Origin of the sequence: Flavobacterium sp. LC2016-12, from assembly GCF_015351595.1 — a bacterium.
GTDB lineage: Bacteria > Bacteroidota > Bacteroidia > Flavobacteriales > Flavobacteriaceae > Flavobacterium.
Window position 1 is genome coordinate 58,166 of the sequence record NZ_JADKPT010000013.1, and the last position, 19,978, is coordinate 78,143.

Genomic DNA, 19,978 nt, shown 5'->3' on the forward strand with positions numbered 1-19,978 from the left:
AAATGAATATTCAAGAAATTCATAACCTGTTTTTACAATGTAAATCTCTTTCAATTGACACAAGAAAAATTGAAAAAGATTCCATGTTTTTTGCTATTAAAGGCGAAAATTTTGATGCAAATACTTTTGCTAAACAAGCGCTTGAGTTAGGAGCTTTATTTGTTGTTATTGATGATGAATCTTATCTTATAGATGAAAGAACTATTCTTGTTCAAAATAGTTTAGAGACTTTACAGGAACTGGCAAAATTTCATCGTGCCAATTTAAAATTGCCAATTATAGCACTTACAGGCAGTAATGGAAAAACAACTACAAAAGAGCTTATTAATGTAGTTTTATCTAAAAAGTACAAAACGAAAGCTACAGTGGGAAATCTGAATAATCATATTGGTGTTCCATTGACATTGTTAAGTTTTACTACAGAAACTGAAATTGGAATTGTTGAGATGGGAGCGAATCATAAAAAAGAAATTGAATTTTTATGTGAAATTGCCCAACCTGATTATGGATATATTACCAATTTTGGAAAAGCGCATTTGGAAGGTTTTGGTGGTGTTGAAGGTGTAATTGAAGGTAAAAGCGAAATGTATCAATATTTGGCCAAGAATAATAAATTGGCTTTTGTTAATCTTGAAGATCCAATTCAGATTGAAAAATCTGCAGGTATAAAATCATTTAATTTTGGAATAAATAATGATCAAGCTGATGTGAAAATTGAAAACATTGCTGCAAATCCTTTTGTGGTGGTAGATTATGAAAATTTTACTGTTGAATCGCATTTAATTGGCCTGTATAATTCAAATAATATAAATGCTGCAGTTGCTATAGGTCGTTATTTTAAAGTGGATGACACAGCTGTAAAAGAAGCAATTGAAAATTACATTCCGGAAAATAACAGATCGCAATTATTAAAAAAAGGGTCAAATCAGATTATTCTTGATGCTTATAATGCTAATCCGAGTAGTATGGCAGTGGCTATTACAAATTTCCTTCAATTAGATAGTCCGAATAAAGTAATGATCTTAGGTGATATGTTTGAATTAGGAAAGGAAAGTCAACAAGAACATAAAATTATCGTTGAATCTTTATTGGGCCAAAATAGATCAATTTGCTATTTGATTGGAAAGGCATTTTATGAAAATAAGATTGCAAGTGAAAATATTCAATTTTTTGAAACATTTGATGATTTTTCGAACCATCTAAAGACAATGCACTTTGTTGATAGTAGCATTTTAATAAAAGGATCCAGAGGAATGGCGCTCGAGCGTACTTTGGAATATATTTCATAATAAAAAGCCATTCGTTTCAACGAATGGCTTTTTAATTTTTAGATACTCATTAGAAAACCTATTAGGTTTTCTTTTTTATTTAAACCTAATTTTTTTCTTAAGCGATATCTCGCCAGCTCAACTCCACCAGTCGAAATATTCATGATCTCGGCAATTTCTTTAGTTGACATATTCATCAAAAGATAAGTTGATAAGTCAAGTTCTCGCGGCGATATAGTTGGGTATTTTTCCTTTAAACGCTTCAAAAACTCAAAGTGAACGTTCTTGATGTGTTTTTCGAGATCTTTCCAGCTTTTGTCTGTATTCACTTCCTTTACAATACTTTTGTTTAGTTTGCTAACTTGAAATTTTGTTGAATCGTCAAGCGCATCAACATCAATTTCTTTTAGTTTGTGAATAATTCCGTTTAGGATTTTATTTTTCTTTACAACCTGCAGAGAGTTATTTACTAATTCTTTGTCTTTTGCCAGGATTTTGATCTGAAGTTTATCATTTTTCAGTTTTTCAATTTCTTTTTCAAGGTCATATTGCTCTTGCCTGATTCTTGATTCTTTTTCAAGATACAGTCTTCTTTGTTCTATCGTTTCATAATATTTGTTTTTTCTGATCTTCATTTTGATTCGGTTCGAAATAACATAAATACCAATTATGATTAAAACAAAATAAATTATCAGTGCCAAAAAATGTCTGTACCACGGTGGAGAAACAGTAAATAAAAGGGTAGATGGTTCAGATTGAATCCCGTAGCTATTTCTAACTTTTACATTCATTTTATAATCCCCTTCACGAAGATTTGTGTATTCTTTGATTGAGATGGTTGACCAGTTGCTCCATTTGTCATCAAAAGGCTCCAGTTGATAGGAGAATTCTACATTTTCAAGGTTTTCATACGTAGGCGATGAAAATGTAAAGCGAACATGATTTGAAGAATATGGAATTCGGATGTTTTCAATTTTATTTTGATTGTTTCCTAAGATAATTGTATCTCCTGGAAATGAAAAACTTCTAATAAATGCTTTTGGTTTTGTTACATAGTTATTCAGGAGTTCTGAATCGTAATGGGCTAATCCATCTGTCAATCCAATAAAAATGTTCTTAGAATCAATTGTGTTTACAGATAAATAATTACTAACCAAATTCCCTGTTAAATTTGAAAATGGAGCAACAATATTAGTGTAATACTTGTTACGTTTCATTAATACGCCTATAGATTCGTCAAAGGCATACCATAAGTTTGATTGAGAATCTTCACTCAATGCATTTATATTAGGTATATTCCTGAATAATTTAGATAAATTCTTATCCTCATAAAATAAATCCTGCTCCTGAGAGTATTTATAAAAATGGTTATTCGTCTGGAAGTATAATTGATTGTCAATTTTCTGAATACTTCCAATGTTTTTATACTGAGGAGTTAATCGGTCAATTTTTTTGATAGATGAAAATGTTGTTAAATCATTACTAAGAGACATTCTGTATATTGACTCGTCTTTTTTTAGCCATAAAAATGATTTATCAAGCTCAAAGCTATTGGATGATTTGTCAAAGCCGATAACCTGATTCTTATAGATTAATCCGGCAGCTGTTTTTTGAAAAATAGCAAATCCATCATAATTCGAACCTATAAAAAAGCCAGGTCGGTTTGGGATGTTTTTAAAACCAAAATAACCTTTGGAATCGATAGTTTTAGTTACTTTTCCTCCTTTTATAACTAGAGCTCCTCTGTTGTTTGAACAAATTAATTCATTATCAATGACCTGAACATTCCATGATTGTGCAGTAGTTCCTTCGACAAGTTTAAAAGTGTCTTCTTTGAAGCTGTTGTTCCACGCATGATAAAAAACACCCTGGTTTGTTGCGACGTATAAATTTCCTTCATGAATTACTGAGGCATAAACAGTACTAATGTCATAGCTGAAACCAAAATAGGTAAAAGGAGATCCCTCGTTTACAAAGGCAATACCATTGTCGAGACCAAGCCATAGGTTGTTTTTATTGTCAATAAAGGATGTTAAAACAGTATTGTTTTGTAATCCTTTTTTTTGATTGAGATGTTGTATTATTTTACCATTGAAATCACAAATAGCAATACCATCTAGTACAGAGTTTAAAACAATGAAATTATTTTCTATTGTAGCTCCTCCCAGTGAGTTGTTCTTTTTTACAAAATTATTAGCTTCAGTATCCCATGGCTTTACGGTATTCTTCTCATAGATAAACAATCCTTTTTCAAGTGTTATAATTAAGATTTTACTTTTGTCTAGAGCATACATTCCCCACACTTCGGTGTTATTAAGGCTGGTTGTGTTTGGCAGAGCGTATAGTTTTCCATTTCGGTATTCTAATATTCCTTTATCTATATCCTGAAAATAGAGTTTGTTGCTAACAACAAATGAGAATTGAAATCGTTTTGGAGCTTTTAAAATAGTAAGTTTTCCATCTTTAAAGATGTAAGCTCTGGCAAAAGACTGAAAAATGGTTTGATTGTTTAGGGTATGAATCTTCCATATGAAATCAATTATTTTGATTTTGTTTTTATCTACATTTTTTGCTAACGATGTGTATTTAAGTTTTCCTTTTTCGTTTGGCTGGAAATAACCAAATTCATTGTAGCCGCCTACATAAATTTTTCCTGAGTCATCAATTTTTAAACAGCGTACAGAGGTTAAATTAGGCAACGGATATTTTCTCCAGGATGAACCGTCAAATTGCAAAAGACCATTATTATTGGCAAAATAGAGGTTTCCATTTTTATCCTGTCCAATGTTCCAATTTTGGGTTCCTCCTTTGTATTCGTTTCGCTTGTAATTTCTTACATCAGGCAAACCTATGCTTTTGACTTGTCCAAAAAATGCTGTTGTGAATAATGTAAAAAAAATAATAATAAAATACGATTTTATCAATTTCATGAATTTTTTAATTTATTTCAATTTTTTGTATATAACTATTTGTATTTCAGTTATTTGATGTGTTTTTGTAATTACTACAACGAGGTAGTAGTGTGTTTTATTGATAAAAATAAGCATTCTTATACAACTGTAGTGTTTATTTTTATAATTAACATTTTCATAACATCTTAAATTTTAATTTTAAAATATTGTAAATTAGATGATTATGAAAAAAATGATGTGTTTTTGTAACGTTGTAAATTTTACTTTGATGTGTTTTTGTAGGGAATTTAAATTGCTGATAGTAAAAAATTAAGATTATTATTGCATCAAATTACTAATTAATTAACCAAAATTTTTAGAAAAATGAAATTAACAAAATTACTTATTTTTTGTATTTCGTCTTTGTTATTCTCGGTTATAGCTGTGGCTCAGGATGTCACAGTAAATGGGATGATAAACGATGAGAGTGGAATGCCAGTTCCGGGTGCAACTATTGTATTAAAGGGTACAACAAAATCGGCGGCATCAGATTTTGACGGAAAATTCCAAATTAAAGTGCCGTCAAATGGTGTTTTGACAGTTACTTTTATTGGTTACACTACAGTTACAGAGGCTGTAAACGGAAGAACAAATATTACAATTCAATTAAAACCAGAATCACAATCCTTAAATGAGGTTGTGGTCGTAGGATACGGTACTCAAAAGAAAGCAGTTGTTACAGGAGCAATCTCTAGTGTAAAAGCTGCAGATCTGGAAAAAGTTCCAAACGGTCGTGTTGAGCAGGCTTTGCAAGGTAGAGCAGCAGGTGTTTCTGTGGCTTCAACATCAGGTCAGCCAGGCTCTGCTGCGAAAGTACGTATTAGAGGTATAACTACTTTTAGAGAAGGGGGTAATGATCCTCTTTGGGTAGTTGATGGAATTGTAATTGATGCAGGAGCTACTGGTTTTATTAATCAATCTGATATTGAATCTATTGAGGTTCTTAAAGATGCGGCTTCTGCTGCAATTTATGGTACTCGTGCAGCAACAGGGGTTATCTTGGTAACCACTAAAAAAGGTAAATCTGGAAAAATCAGTGTAAACTATAATGGTTTTGCTGGAATTTCGACGCCAGCTAAAAAATTAGATTTATTAAATGCAGAGCAATATTCTACATTAATAAATGAAAAATTAGCAGCTGACGGAAATGCTATCAGATATGCAAATCCTGCTGCTTTAGGAAAAGGAACTGATTGGCAAGATGCTATTTTTAATAATCAGGCATTCAGATACAATCACGAATTAAGTATAAGTGGTGGTGGTGAAAAATCTACATTTTATGCTTCATTTGGTATTCAGGACCAGGAAGGTATTGTTACAACAGATATTTCTAGTTACAACAAAAAGAACTTTCGTTTAAATTCAACTCATAAAATTTCTGACTATTTTACTTTTGGTCAAACTTTTGGGTTCACAAGACAAAAATCACAGAGTCTTGGAAATACTAACAGTGAATTTGGAGGACCATTAAGTTCTGCAATTAACTTAGATCCAACAACTCCATTGGTAGTTACAGATCCAGTGCTTGCAGGTCAGGCACCTTATAATAATCCATTGGTTATTCGTGATGCAAACGGTAATCCTTACGGTATCTCACCATGGGTAGGTCAGGAGATGACAAATCCATTGGCATACACTCAAACAAGATTAGGCGGTTACAACTGGTCAGATGATTTTGTTGGTAATGCGTATCTTGAAGCAAACATTACAAGCCATTTAAAGTTTAGAACAACTATTGGGGGTAAAATTGCTTACTGGGGAAGTCAAGGTTTTACACCTTCATTCTTTTTAAGTAATAACGTTAATGCTGCCAGAAATAATTATACTCAAAACAATGAGAAATCATTTGCATGGACGTTACAAAACACTCTTAATTATTCAAATAAATTTGGAAATCACAATGTGAATGTTTTACTTGGTCAGGAAGCATTGGCTGAAAACATTGGAGGTGTAATTGGAACTACAATGTATGGTCTGCCAATTTCTGACTATCGTGATGCTTCTTTTAGTTTTGATGTACCTCAAACAGACAGACTAAGTTGGTCTAGTGATAAACCCGTGCACAAATTAGCCTCTTTATTTGTACGTGCCAACTATGATTACATGGAAAAATATCTTTTTACAGGTATAGTTCGTCGTGATGGTTCTAATCGTTTTGGTGACAATAAAAAATGGGGTGTTTTTCCTTCATTCTCTTTAGGATGGGTTCTTTCTAAAGAAGGCTTTTGGAAAGAAAACGAAGTAGTTAATACCTTGAAATTGCGCGGAGGTTATGGTGTTGTAGGTAATGATAATATCGATCCTGACAAATATCTTCCTGTTGTAGTTGGAGGTTACAATTATACTATTGGAAATTCAGGGAATATCACTACAGGTTATGGAAACTCAACTTTACCAAATCCAGATTTAGGATGGGAAGAAACTTCTCAGGCAACAGTTGGTCTTGATGCAAGATTGTTTAACGATTTTACGCTGACTTTAGATTACTTTAAAAAGAAAACCAGCGGAATTTTAAGAGATGTTGTAATCCCTGGATATGTGGGTGTTGTTGATGCTCCTTCGGCTAATATTGCCAACATGGATAATACTGGTTTTGAAATTGAATTGGGTTATAAAAAGAGATTAGGAGATTTCAATTTAGGTGTTAATGGAAATTTTGCAACACTTAAAAATGAGGTAACTTATATCAATACAAATACTGATTTTATTCAGGGTGATGCAAGTTTTCAATCAATGGGTCCTGTTACAAGAACTAAAGTTGGGCATTCATTCAATGAATTCTATGGTATGAAAACTAATGGAATTTTTCAAAATGAAGCAGAAGTTGCGGCTTATACAAATGCAGCTGGCGGTTTAATTCAGCCAAATGCAAAACCAGGAGATTTCCGTTGGGTTGATACAGATGGGAATGGAAGTATTACAGACGATGATAAACAATTTTTAGGAACTAATGTTCCTAAATATACATTCGGACTTACTGTAAATCTTGATTACAAAAACTTCGATTTCATGGCATTTGCTCAAGGTGCAGGAGGTAGCAAAATTTTCCAGGGATTAAGAAGATTAGATATTTTGAATGCCAATTATCAAACAAATGCATTAGGTCGCTGGACAGGTGAAGGAACATCAAATGATTATCCTAGATTGACAAATACAGATCCTAATGGAAACTTCAGTAAAATGTCAGATTTTTATCTTGAAAGCGGTGATTATGTGCGTTTGAAAATTGTTCAAATAGGGTACACTTTGCCAGTAAAATTATCATCTAATATTGGGGCTGACAAAATTCGTTTTTATTTAAATGGAGAAAATCTTTTCACATTTACTAAATACACAGGTTATGATCCTGAAATTGGTGGACAGGTATATGGTGTAGATAAAGGAGTTTATCCACAAGCGAGAACGATCATGTTTGGAGCGAACTTTCAATTTTAATAAAAAATAAGATTATGAAAACAATAAAATTTAAATATATATTCTGTGGAATAGCTTTGGCTATAATGGGATCTTGTTCGGAAGATTTTGTAACCACTGCCCCGAAAGGAAAATTAGATTCTGATAGCTATTACTCAAACGAATCACAAACCTATGCTGCATTGGTAGGAGTTTATGATCCTATGAGAAAAAATACAGGGGGTTTTGAAAATATGGTAGCAATGTTGAATGCTGGTTCAGATGATTTCTGGGCAGGAGGAGGTAGTTCGACTGACGGTCAGGGAATCCAAAATTTCTCTAGCCATTCACTTTCTTCTATTTTAATACCAGCAAGTTACTGGAATGATCATTATCAGGGTATTTACAGAGCGAACGTTTTAATATCTAAATTACCAACTGCGTCAATGTCTGATGCTGTACGAGCAAGATTTGCTGCTGAAGCTAAAGCATTGCGTGCATTGTATTACTTTAACCTGGTTAGGATGTTTAAAAATATTCCTTTGATTTTAGAACCATTAGTAGCTAGTGATATCTTTACTCCTGAGCAGGCTAAGCCAGAAGATGTGTATGCTCAAATCGAAAAAGATTTAAAAGAAGCTATTCCGGTTTTACCAGGAACAGTTCCTGCTACTACAGAAGCTGGACGTATGACTAAAGGTGGTGCACAGGCATTATTAGGAAAAGTATATCTATTTAATGGTAAAAAAACCGAAGCGGCTGCAGTTCTTGCAGAAGTTAATGGTACTCCAGGCGGTACAAACCAATATGGCAATAAATTGTTAGCAAAGTTTAGCGATTTATGGGTAACGGCAAATAAATATAATACAGAATCTTTAATTGAAGTTGGTCACAGTAGCGCAGGTAACTCTGATTGGGGCTTCTGGGGATCGGGTCGAGACGAAGGAAACTCATTGAACGTAATGGTTGGACCAAGAAGCTATACGAAAACAGCAAATTCAGATGCGCCAGACCTTCCTTCAGGATGGAGTTTTAGTGTTCCTACTCAAAAGTTGTACGATGCAATGAAAAATGACCCAAGATTTGCTGCTACTATCTTAGACATAAAAGCATTAAAAGCAGCTGGAAAGGCAGATTATATTGCAGCTAATCAGGATACAGGATATTTTTTAAACAAATTTTTACCAAGAATGTCTGATGTTCGTACAGGTGGTGGAGCAGCAGAATTGAATTATAGACAGAATTCATATATCATCAGACTTGCAGATACTTACTTAATGGAAGCTGAAGCATTAGGTTCAGGTGCCAGAGCACAAGCGTTATTAGATGCTGTTAGAGCGCGAGTTGGATTAACATCTGTTCCTGTAACATTGGCTGCTATTAAAAATGAAAGAAGAATGGAACTTGCAGGTGAAGGACACAGATTCTTTGACTTAGTGAGATGGGGTGATGCTGCTACAGCTTTAGCCGATAGAGGTTTTGATGCCGGTACTGATGAAATTTTCCCAATACCATTTGTTGAATTAACTGGTACTAAATTGAAGCAAAATCCTAACTACCAATAACCAAAAACCAAAAAAAATGAACCTAAATATAAATTTGAAAAAAAATGTTTTCCTAATGTTTGCATTAGCATTAGGAATACTAACCAGCTGCGATGATGAAGTTGGAAACGGAAATGGCTTAACTGCGACTAATGTCGATGCTGCCTTTACCATAACTCCAGTTGCGGGAGCTGTAAATACTTATCTTTTAACTGCACAAACCAAAGGCGTTATTGGATCTAAATGGAATACTGGTGATGGCGCATATTCAGGTAAAATGAATGAAACTATCAATTTACCAGATGCAGGAACTTATACTATTACTCATACAGCGATTGGTGCTGGAGGTGCGACAGGTACGGCTTCTCAACAAATTGTTGTAGCTACAACAGATCCTTTAAAAGGTAATTTAGTTCAGGGTGGTTCTTTTGAAACTGCAGCTGATCAGGCAAAATGGACTGTATTGAATCTTAGTGCAAATGGATCTGCTTTCTGGTCATATGCTAATAAAAGCGCAACAATTCATTCTCCGGGTGGATGGGCTCAGGAAGGAATCTATCAGGCAATTGATGTGATCAAAGACAAAGAATATACTATAGATATGTTGGTTTCTAGCCCTAGTGGTTCAGATGAGACTTGGTTCGAAGTGTATGCTGGTACATCTGCTCCTGCTTCTGGAGTAGAATACAAAGACAATAAAGTTATGGGATTGAGTACTTGGGACGGTTGTGCCAAAGATGCATTCTCTGGAAAATTGTCAACTGTAGGTTGTGTGAAAAACGATAAAACAGGTACCGTTTCGAATGTAGTAAAATTTGCTCAGAGCGGTAAAATTTATCTTCTAATCAGAAGTGGTGGAAATACGTTTACAAAAGACGGAATTACGGTTACTAAAATCGAGCTTCGAGGAAAATAAAGTTTAAGTTAAGTTTAAGTTTGGTTGTAAATAGCCCATAATCGTTATGAGTATGGGCTATTTTTTAAATACTTAAGCAAAAAGAAACAGTAAAAACAGTTTCTGAAAAAACTTCAATTTCGAATTTAAATAATAAGGAAAGAATGAAAAAAAATAGTTTCAAAATTCTATGTTTTTTGTTTTCGGTGGCTTCTTTTGCCCAGCCTAAAACAAAAAAAGAATTTACAACCAATGGAAAAAAAATAACGGTTTATACTACTGCTGAAAATTCAAATTTAAGAATTACTTCTACAGATAATTTAACTTTTTCAGCATCAAAACAACCTCTTGAAATCGAAACATCGGTTTTTGTAGAACCATCAAAAAGATTCCAAACTTTTATGGGAATTGGTGGAGCCATTACTGACGCAAGTGCCGAAATTTTTGCTAAACTTTCAAAAGAAAAACAAGCAGAATTTTTAAATGCCTACTATGATAAAAATAAAGGAATTGGCTATTCTTTGCTAAGAACAACGATACAAAGTTCTGATTTTAGCAGTGGAAGCTACTCTTATATCGAAGAAGGCGATAAAGATTTAAAAACGTTTTCTATTGATCATGACAGACAATATCGCATTCCGTTAATAAAACAAGCCATTCAGACTGCTGGAGGAAAACTGTTAACATATGTTGCGCCATGGTCGCCAAATGCTTTCATGAAAAGCAACAAAAATGTATTGAAAGGCGGAACTTTATTGCCAGAATATTATCAGACTTGGGCAAATTTCTATGCGAAGTTTATAAAAGCATATGAGAAAGAAGGAATTCCAATTTGGGGAACTTCAACTCAAAATGAACCAATGGCGGTGCAAACATGGGAGTCTTGCATTTATACTGCAGAAGCCGAAAGAGATTTTATTAAAAATTTCCTAGGGCCAACATTGAAAAAAGAAAAACTAGGTGATGTAAAAATTATTGCATGGGATCATAACCGTGATTTAATGAATTACAGAGCTAATGTTATTTATTCTGATCCTGAAGCTTCAAAATATGTTTGGGGAATGGGTTTTCACTGGTATGAAAACTGGTCAGGCGGATCTTCAATGTTTGATAATGTAGCCAAAGTAAATGAGGCTTATCCTGATAAAGGTTTATTATTTACTGAAGGTTGTGTTGAAAAGTTTGATGCCAAAAAATATCAATTTTGGGGTAATGGTGAGAGATATGGTATTTCTATGATTAATGATTTTAATAATGGAACTGCTGGCTGGACAGATTGGAATATTCTTTTAGATCAAAATGGTGGTCCTAATCATGTTGGAAATTTTTGTTTTTCGCCAATTCATGCTGACACTACAACAGGCGAGTTAATTTATACACCTTCTTATTATTATATCGGACATTTTTCAAAATTCATTCACTTAAATGCAGTTAGAGTTAGCTCTGCAGTAAGTAGAAGTGCTTTATTAAGTACCTCATTTTTGAATACCGATGGAACCATGGCAACTATTGTTATGAACCAAACTGATAAGGATATTACTTATAATTTAATTATTGCTGCTGAAAAAACAGTAGTTAAGATTCCAGCGCATGCTATACAGACGCTTGTATATTAATGTTTTATAATAGAGTACGAGGGTTGATCTGAATCATCCATTTTAGCCCTCGATTACTTAATTTTTAAATTAAATAGTTTTTGAAAAGTAACAATGAAAACCATAAATAGAATTTTAATAGTCCCAATACTAGTTCTGCAATTAAGTTGTTCTTCATCAAAAAATGTGGATGATACTACAGTATCTCCATCCAAATCAAATAAAAAAATCCAGGTTTATACTACAGCCGAAAACACTAATTTGAGATTGTCATTATCTAATAATTTAATTTCGAATTCAACTTCACAACAAATAAATTCAACAGTATCTATTGTTATTGATACTGAAAAAACAGATCAGACTTTTTTAGGAATTGGCGGCGCCATTACTGATGCAAGTGCTGAAGTTTTTGCCAAATTATCTCCTAAAAAGCAGCAGGAATTCCTAACCGCTTATTATGATAAAAATAAAGGAATTGGTTATTCCTTAGCCAGAACTAACATTCATAGTTGCGATTTTAGCAGCGACAGTTATACTTATGTTTCTGAAGGGGACAAAGAATTAAAAACCTTCAACATTGATCACGATAGAAAATATCGAATTCCATTAATCAAAAAAGCAATTGAAACTGCCGGCGGGAAATTAACATTATTTGTAAGTCCTTGGAGTCCCCCAGCTTTTATGAAAGACAATAATGATATTTTGCACGGCGGCGTTTTATTGCCTGAGTTTGCACAATCATGGGCAAATTATTATGCCAAATTTATTAAAGCATACGAAAAAGAAGGTGTACCAGTTTGGGGATTGACAATTCAAAATGAACCAATGGCCAAGCAAAGATGGGAATCGTGTATTTATACTCCTGAAGCTGAACGTGATTTCCTGAAAAACTTCCTCGGACCAACTTTAGAAAAAGAAGGACTGGGTTCTAAAAATATTATTATTTGGGATCACAATCGTGGAGATATGCTGGAAAAAAGAGCGAATCTTGTTTTTTCAGATCCTGAAGTTTCAAAATACGCCTGGGGAATTGGATTCCACTGGTATGAGACCTGGAATGGAGGGCCTCCGCAATTTCAATCTGTAGGGAATGTACATAAAGCTTTTCCAAATAAAAACTTACTTTTTACAGAAGGCTGTGTTGAAAAATTTGATACTGCAAAATTTCAATTTTGGGAAAATGCAGAGCGTTATGGTCTTAATATGATTAATGATTTTAATAACGGTACGGTTGGCTGGACAGATTGGAATATTCTTTTAGATCAAAATGGAGGACCTAATCATGTTGGGAATTTTTGTTTTGCTCCAATCCATGCAGATACGACAAAAGACGAATTGATTTTTACTCCGATGTATTATTATATCGGCCATTTGTCAAAATTTATTCAGCCAAATGCTAAGAGAATAAATCAGACTATTAGTGATCAAAGTCTTTTGAGTACCTCTTTTAAAAATTCTGACGGAAAAATTGCCACTATCGTTATGAATCAATCCGATAAGGATGTTGTTTATAGTTTAATAAACAACACTTTAAAAACCACTATAACTATTCCGCCACATGCTATACAAACTATTGTGTACTAACGGCACTACTAACTAAAAACTATAAAAATGAAACTAAATTTTAAAAATAGTATAAAAGTATTATTCTTTGCGATTGCCATATTAGCACAGGTAAAATGCTCTTCATCAAACGATGCCACTGATCCTGTTCCGCCGCCGGTTACACCTCCCGTAACGCCACCAGTAGTTGTAACAAACGATGTCGATTTTTGGCTTACAAAAGGAGATCAAAGTGTTTTATTAGCGAAGCAAACCGGAACTTTAGGATTTGGAACTGTTGCTAATGCTTATACAAATATTGAAGTAAGTGAATCTCAAAAGTATCAAACTGTAGATGGTTTTGGTTACACTCTAACAGGAGGAAGTGCTGACATGATTAATCAATTAACGGCATCAAAAAAGAGCGCTTTATTGAAAGAATTATTTGGTACAGCAGAAAATTCTATTGGTATAAGTTATCTTAGAATCAGTATTGGTGCATCCGACCTAAATGCAGCTCCTTTTACTTATGATGATCTTCCAGCTGGGGAAACTGATTTAGATTTGGCAAAATTTAGTTTAGCTAAAGATAAAGCTGGAGTAATTGCTCTGTTGAAAGAAATTCTGGTAATCAATCCTAAAATTTTGATTATGGCAACACCATGGTCTGCTCCAGTTTGGATGAAAGACAAGGACAGTTTTATGGGAGGAAAATTACAGACTCAATACTATGATGTTTATGCTAAATATTTTGTAAAGTATATTCAGCAAATGAAGGCTGAAGGAATTACAATTGATGCCATAACGCCTCAAAACGAGCCTTTGCATGACGGAAATAATCCTAGTATGTATATGTCTGCCACAGATCAGGCTTCTTTTATTAAAAATAATTTAGGCCCTGCTTTTAAAGCTGCAAATCTTAAAGTTAAAATTATTGCATACGATCATAACTGTGATAATCCTAATTACCCAAAAGCAATTTTGGCTGATGTAGATGCTAATCCATTTGTAGACGGATCTGCCTTTCACCTTTATGGTGGAGATATCAGCGCGCTTACGAATGTGTACAATGCTTACCCAACTAAAAATGTCTATTTTACAGAGCAATGGACTTCTTCTGCAGCCAGTTTTGATGGCGATTTAAAATGGCATCTTAGAAATGTAATCATTGGTTCTATGAGAAATTATAGTAAAAATGCGCTTGAGTGGAATTTAGCCAATGACGGCAATTTTCAACCTCATACTGATGGTGGCTGTTCTATGTGTAAAGGTGCTTTGACAATAACATCAAGTGAGGCTTTTCAGCGTAATGTTGCTTATTACATCATTGCCCATGCTTCAAAATTTGTTCCAATGGGTTCTATAAGAATTGGAAGTAATTCAGGCGGAGATCTTCAAAACGTTGCTTTTATTACACCTTCCGGATCAAAAGTATTAATTGTTGAAAATGATGGGACAACAAGTCAAACCTTCAATATTAAATTCAATAATAAATGGGTTACAACGTCTTTAGACGCTGGAGCAGTTGCAACTTATACCTGGAAATAATCAGATAATTTTTAACAGAAAATAAATCATTTTCAGATGAAAAAAATATTTATAACAGTACAACTTTTACTTTCAGTTGCTACTTTCGGACAAGGTTTCTTGCATAGAGACGGACAAAAGATCGTTGACGGAAATGGTAAAAATATAATATTAAGAGGTCTCGGTTTAGGAGGCTGGATGGTTCAGGAAGGCTATATGTTGCAAACGCAGCCTTTTGCGAGTCCACAGTATCAAATTAAACAAAAAATTCAGGAAGTTGCCGGAGAAAAAGGAACGAAGGAATTCTATGCCGCTTACAAAGCGAATGGTATCACGAAACGAGATATTGATTCATTAGCAGCGTGGGGTTTCAATTCGGTTCGTTTGCCAATGCATTATAATTTGTACACACCATCAATACAAGAGGAAAAAAATGGTGAAATAACCTGGATTGAAGAAGGTTTTGCTATGACAGATAATTTACTGAAATGGTGTGCCGAAAATAAAATGTACCTCATTTTAGATTTACACGCTGCTCCGGGAGGTCAAGGAAATGATGCGGCAATATCTGATTATGATACGACTAAACCGGCATTGTGGCAAAGTGAAGCCAATCAGAAAAAAATGATTGCTTTATGGAAAAAACTAGCTTCTCGTTATAGAGATAATCCATGGATTGGAGCTTACGACATTATTAATGAACCAAACTGGAATTTTACAGGAACCAATAAAAACGGTTGTGATGAAAACTCAAATGGCCCTTTAAGAGATTTATTGGTTGCCGTTACAAAAGCGATTCGTGAAGTTGATAATAATCACATGGTTATTATCGAAGGGAATTGCTGGGGGAATAATTACAACGGAGTTTTTCCTTTATGGGATGAAAATATGGCATTGAGCTTTCATAAATATTGGAATTACAATGACAAAGCATCTATCCAAAAAATGTTGGATTACAGAACACAATATAACGTTCCGATTTGGTTGGGAGAAAGTGGAGAAAATTCTAATGTTTGGTTCAAAGACGCACTTACGCTAATGGAAACCAATAATATTGGATGGGCTTTTTGGCCAATGAAAAAAATAGAAAATATTGCTGGCGTGACTTCGGTTACAAAAATTCCTGAATATGATATTTTACTAAAATATTGGAAAGATGGCGGACAAAAACCATCAGAAGATTTCGCCAAAAAAACGTTGATGAAAATGGCAGATAATTACAAAATGGAAAATGTAACGGTTAAGCCAGATGTTATTGATGCAATGTTCAGGCAAGTTCAGACAAATGACACTAAACCATATAAAAAACATATAATTCCGGGGAAAATTATTGCAACGCAATATGATTTGGGAACAAATGGATATGCTTATTCAGATAAAGATTTTGTGAATTACAAAGTGGCAACAGGAACTTTTGATCAATGGAACAAAGGAAATACCATGAGAAATGATGGTGTTGATATTTTGCCTTGTAAAGATTCTGGATCAAATGGTTATCAGGTTTCTTTTATTGAAGATGGAGAATGGCTGCAATTTACTTCAGAAGTTAAAAAACAGAATGATTATAAAGTTGCTATTCGTTATTCAAGTGAAAGTACAGAAGGTAAACTTCATTTAGAAACAGAAGGCGGAAATAAATCAGAAGCCATCACACTTCCTGCAACAGGAGATAATAACAAATGGAAAACTGTTATTTTATCTGATGTAAAGGTGAATGCAGGAACAAATAAGATTAAAGTGGTTTTCGAAAAAGGAGGCTTCAATCTGAATTACCTGGATTTTTCAGAAGCTAAAAAAGACGCATCAAAAAAGTAAAAACTAATTCAAATTAATAATGATGAAAATAAAGAATTACATGAAAAAAGTAGGGACTTTTACTTTTCTCTTATTGTTTGGCTTCCAGTCTTGCAGCAGTGGTAGCGACGCAAGTGACGGAACTCCTGTATTGCCAGCACCTTCAAATCTTACTGTTAAAATGGAAGTAGTTGGTAAAACGACTGCTAAACCTGATGGAGATGGAAGCGGGAAAGTGCATTTTACCTTTAATGCAGCAAATGCAATTTCATATAAAGTCTTAATTGATGGTCAGGCAAAAGACCTGACAAATGGTAATCTAACTTATGAATTTACAGCTTCGGGAACTAAAAATTATCCCATAATTGTTTCGGCTTATAATGCTGCGGGGCAATTTGTGAGTAAAACCACTTCTGTTACTGTTTTTGTTGCGAGAAAAATACTTTGGGCTGATGAATTTGATGTTAACGGTTCTCCAAATACCTCAAAATGGGGATATGATTTAGGAACAGGAAATGGTTTTGGCAATAATGAATTGCAGTATTATACGAATAGGCCAGAAAATGTAATTATCGAAAATGGTATTTTAAAAATAAAAGCGATTAAAGAAGAGTATATGGGGAGTCACTATACTTCATCGAGAATGCTTACAAAAGGGAAGTTTTCATTTAAATACGGAAGAGCTGAAGTTCGTGCAAAACTGCCTGTTGGCGGCGGAACGTGGCCTGCGTTTTGGATGTTAGGCGATAATATCGATACAGTTCAATGGCCAGCATGTGGTGAAGTTGATATTTTAGAATCAGTTGGAAATAATCCGAATGTAAATCATTCTTCATTACATTCTCCTGGACGCTCAGGAAACACACCTGATACAAAAACTACAACAGTTCCAAATTCAGCGACAGAATTTCATATCTATGCCGCCGAGTGGAGTGCTGAAAGTATTAAATTTTATGTAGATGATAATTTGTTCTACACATATGTAAATAGCGCTTCAACACCATTTAATCAAAACTTTTTTCTGATTTTGAATTTGGCCATGGGAGGGAATTTTGGTGGAACAGTTGATCCAAATTTCACCAATGCAACTTTCGAAGTTGATTACGTTAGAGTGTATAATTAACATAAGTTTTAAATTAATTTTTTTCAGTAAAGTCTTTGAAAGACTAGCTTTACGAGATTAAAATTTTTTAAATATGAAAAAGATAAATTCAATTGTTTTAGTAGTAATGCTGCTTTTGGTAAGTGGTTCATTTTATGGTCAGAAAATCATGACCTATAATATTCGTTTGGATGTTGCTTCAGATGGAGAAAATGCATGGCCAAACCGAAAGGATTATTTTACTTCTCAAATACAATTTTATAGTCCTGATATTTTTGGCGTTCAGGAAGCACTGCCAAACCAGGTTATTGATATCGCTTCGGCTTTTCCAAAATACAACAAGTTTGGAATAGGAAGAGAAGAAGCAGGAACCGGAGAAGCCTGTACGATTTATTATAAAAAAGATCGTTTTAAGGTTCAGGATTCTAACACATTCTGGTTGTCAGAAACACCAAATGTAGTTTCAAGAGGATGGGATGCGGCTTGTAATCGGGTTTGCACCTATGGACTTTTTACAGACTTGAAAACAAAAAAAACATTTTGGGTTTTTAATCTGCATTTGGATCATATGGGTGAAGAAGCAAGAGTAAAGGGAGTGCAGTTAGTACTTTCGAAAATTGCAGCAATTAACAGCAAAAAATACCCAGTTTTTTTAATGGGAGATTTTAATTCGGAACCTGATACCAAACAAATTACAGAGATTAAAAAAGTGATGGATGATACCAGAGATGTTTCTAAAGAAAAACCTTTTGGACCGTCAGGAACCTTCAACGGTTTTAAATACAATGAACCAGTAACGTTGTTAATAGATTACATTTTTGTTTCTAAAAATAGTGGACTGAAAATAGAAAAACACGCAGTGCTAAGTGATTCTAAAGATTTAAAATATCCTTCAGATCATTTGCCTGTCTTAATAGAAATAGATTAAATATGAAAAATAGTATGAAAAAACTCCAGATTTTACTTTTACTGCCACTTATAGCAGTTCAGATAAAATGTGGATCTTCAAAAAATGCAGCTGCCAATTCCGGTAAAGCTCAATCGTGGATCACGACTACAGATGAATCATCAAAATTGCTAAAGCAAAATGATTTGGTTTTTAATTCAGAAACGAATTCGAACCAAACTATTACAGTTGACGATTCTCAGAAATTTCAAACCATAGAAGGTTTTGGATTTTCATTAACTGGAGGAAGTGCTCAGGCAATTTTGAAACTGGATAAAGCAAAAAGAGAGGCATTGCTTCAGGAGCTTTTTTCGAGAAAAGAAGATGCAATTGGTTTGAGTTATTTAAGAATTAGTATTGGTGCTTCTGATTTGAATGAAACTGTTTTTTCGTATGATGATATGCCGGAAGGCCAAACGGATTTAAAATTAGAACACTTTAACCTTGGCCCTGATTTGAAAGACGTGGTGCCCGTTTTAAAAGAAATTTTAGCTATAAATCCAAAAATAAAAATTATGGGTTCTCCTTGGTCTCCACCAGTTTGGATGAAAGACAACGGAAGCTCTAAAGGAGGAAGTTTACAACCTAAATATTATCAGGTTTACGCCGAGTATTTTGTAAAATATATTCAGGCCATGAAAGCGGAGGGAATTGTAATTGACGCAATCACACCTCAAAATGAACCTCTTCATCCTGGAAATAATCCAAGTTTATTGATGCTTGCAGAACAACAGGCAGATTTCATTGGGAATCATTTAGGTCCCGCTTTCGCAAAAGCAAAAATTAAAACCAAAATTGTGATTTACGATCATAATTGCAATAAACCAGAATATCCTTTGACTATTTTAAAAGATGCAAAAGCAAATCCATTTGTAGCAGGTTCTGCATTTCATTTATATGAAGGAGATATTAGCGCGATGTCTACCGTTCACGATGCTTATCCAAACAAAGATTTATATTTTACAGAACAATACACAGGATCAGGAAGCAATTTTGAATCGGATTTGAAATGGAGTGTGAAAAATGTAGTAATTGGTTCGATGCGTAATTGGAGTAAAATTGCACTTTCTTGGGGATTAGCAAATGATGAATTCTACAAACCTTTTACACCAGGCGGCTGTTCTACTTGTAAGGGTGCTTTGATGATTGATAAAAATCAAAATATCAAAAGAGAAGTTGGGTATTATATTATTGGACATGCTTCAAAATTTGTTCCTTTAGGATCGGTTAGAATAGGAAGTAAGATCAGCGGAAATCTTTATAATGTAGCTTTCAAAACGCCATCAGGACAAATTGTTCTACTTGTAGAAAATGATGGAACTGCAGCAGAAACATTCAATATCAAATACAATCAAAAACAAATTTCAACTACTTTAAATGCGGGTGCAGTAGCAACTTACGTTTGGTAATCAAAATTAAAC

At 34.0% G+C, this 19,978-nt stretch carries 12 protein-coding genes; 11 read left to right on the forward strand and 1 reads right to left on the reverse strand.

The annotated features are described in order from the left end of the window. Nucleotides 1–2 precede the first annotated feature (2 nt). Nucleotides 3–1,289: a UDP-N-acetylmuramoyl-tripeptide--D-alanyl-D-alanine ligase gene (gene murF / locus IRZ99_RS17805; protein ID WP_194658531.1), complete on the forward strand. Its 1,287-nt coding sequence runs from the start codon at nucleotides 3–5 to the stop codon at nucleotides 1,287–1,289. Nucleotides 1,290–1,327: 38 nt separating this feature from the next. Here murF and IRZ99_RS17810 read toward each other — a convergent pair whose 3' ends face one another. After that, nucleotides 1,328–4,198 carry a triple tyrosine motif-containing protein gene (locus IRZ99_RS17810; RefSeq protein ID WP_194658532.1) on the reverse strand — a complete coding sequence of 957 codons (2,871 nt, stop codon included), beginning with the start codon at nucleotides 4,196–4,198 and terminating at the stop codon, nucleotides 1,328–1,330. Nucleotides 4,199–4,543: 345 nt separating this feature from the next. Between IRZ99_RS17810 and IRZ99_RS17815 the strand changes: the two genes are divergently transcribed. The 10 genes from IRZ99_RS17815 to IRZ99_RS17860 all read left to right on the forward strand — a co-directional run bounded on the left by IRZ99_RS17815 (nucleotide 4,544) and on the right by IRZ99_RS17860 (nucleotide 19,966). Continuing rightward, nucleotides 4,544–7,654, forward strand: coding sequence for a TonB-dependent receptor (locus IRZ99_RS17815; RefSeq protein ID WP_194658533.1), 3,111 nt, complete (start codon nucleotides 4,544–4,546; stop codon nucleotides 7,652–7,654). A gap of 14 nt (nucleotides 7,655–7,668) precedes the next feature. Continuing rightward, a complete protein-coding gene (locus tag IRZ99_RS17820) occupies nucleotides 7,669–9,177 on the forward strand; it encodes a RagB/SusD family nutrient uptake outer membrane protein (protein ID WP_194658534.1) in 1,509 nt (502 codons plus the stop codon). A gap of 16 nt (nucleotides 9,178–9,193) precedes the next feature. Beyond that, on the forward strand, nucleotides 9,194–10,072 hold the full coding sequence (locus IRZ99_RS17825; protein ID WP_194658535.1) for a hypothetical protein: 879 nt from the start codon (nucleotides 9,194–9,196) through the stop codon (nucleotides 10,070–10,072). 143 nt (nucleotides 10,073–10,215) lie between these two features. Further along, on the forward strand, nucleotides 10,216–11,667 hold the full coding sequence (locus IRZ99_RS17830) for a glycoside hydrolase family 30 beta sandwich domain-containing protein (RefSeq protein WP_194658536.1): 1,452 nt from the start codon (nucleotides 10,216–10,218) through the stop codon (nucleotides 11,665–11,667). A 93-nt stretch (nucleotides 11,668–11,760) separates the two neighbouring features. Further along, entirely contained in the window at nucleotides 11,761–13,230 is a 1,470-nt protein-coding gene (locus IRZ99_RS17835) for a glycoside hydrolase family 30 beta sandwich domain-containing protein (protein ID WP_194658537.1), read from the forward strand. Nucleotides 13,231–13,257: 27 nt separating this feature from the next. Then, nucleotides 13,258–14,736, forward strand: a complete 1,479-nt coding sequence (locus IRZ99_RS17840) for a glycoside hydrolase family 30 beta sandwich domain-containing protein (RefSeq protein WP_194658538.1) — start codon at nucleotides 13,258–13,260, stop codon at nucleotides 14,734–14,736. 36 nt (nucleotides 14,737–14,772) lie between these two features. Continuing rightward, nucleotides 14,773–16,530, forward strand: a complete 1,758-nt coding sequence (locus IRZ99_RS17845; RefSeq protein WP_194658539.1) for a cellulase family glycosylhydrolase — start codon at nucleotides 14,773–14,775, stop codon at nucleotides 16,528–16,530. A gap of 19 nt (nucleotides 16,531–16,549) precedes the next feature. After that, nucleotides 16,550–17,632, forward strand: coding sequence for a glycoside hydrolase family 16 protein (locus IRZ99_RS17850; protein WP_228519116.1), 1,083 nt, complete (start codon nucleotides 16,550–16,552; stop codon nucleotides 17,630–17,632). Nucleotides 17,633–17,705: 73 nt separating this feature from the next. Continuing rightward, nucleotides 17,706–18,539, forward strand: coding sequence for an endonuclease/exonuclease/phosphatase family protein (locus IRZ99_RS17855; RefSeq protein WP_194658540.1), 834 nt, complete (start codon nucleotides 17,706–17,708; stop codon nucleotides 18,537–18,539). Between the two features lie 2 nt (nucleotides 18,540–18,541). After that, nucleotides 18,542–19,966, forward strand: coding sequence for a glycoside hydrolase family 30 beta sandwich domain-containing protein (locus tag IRZ99_RS17860; RefSeq protein WP_194658541.1), 1,425 nt, complete (start codon nucleotides 18,542–18,544; stop codon nucleotides 19,964–19,966). Nucleotides 19,967–19,978 lie beyond the last annotated feature (12 nt).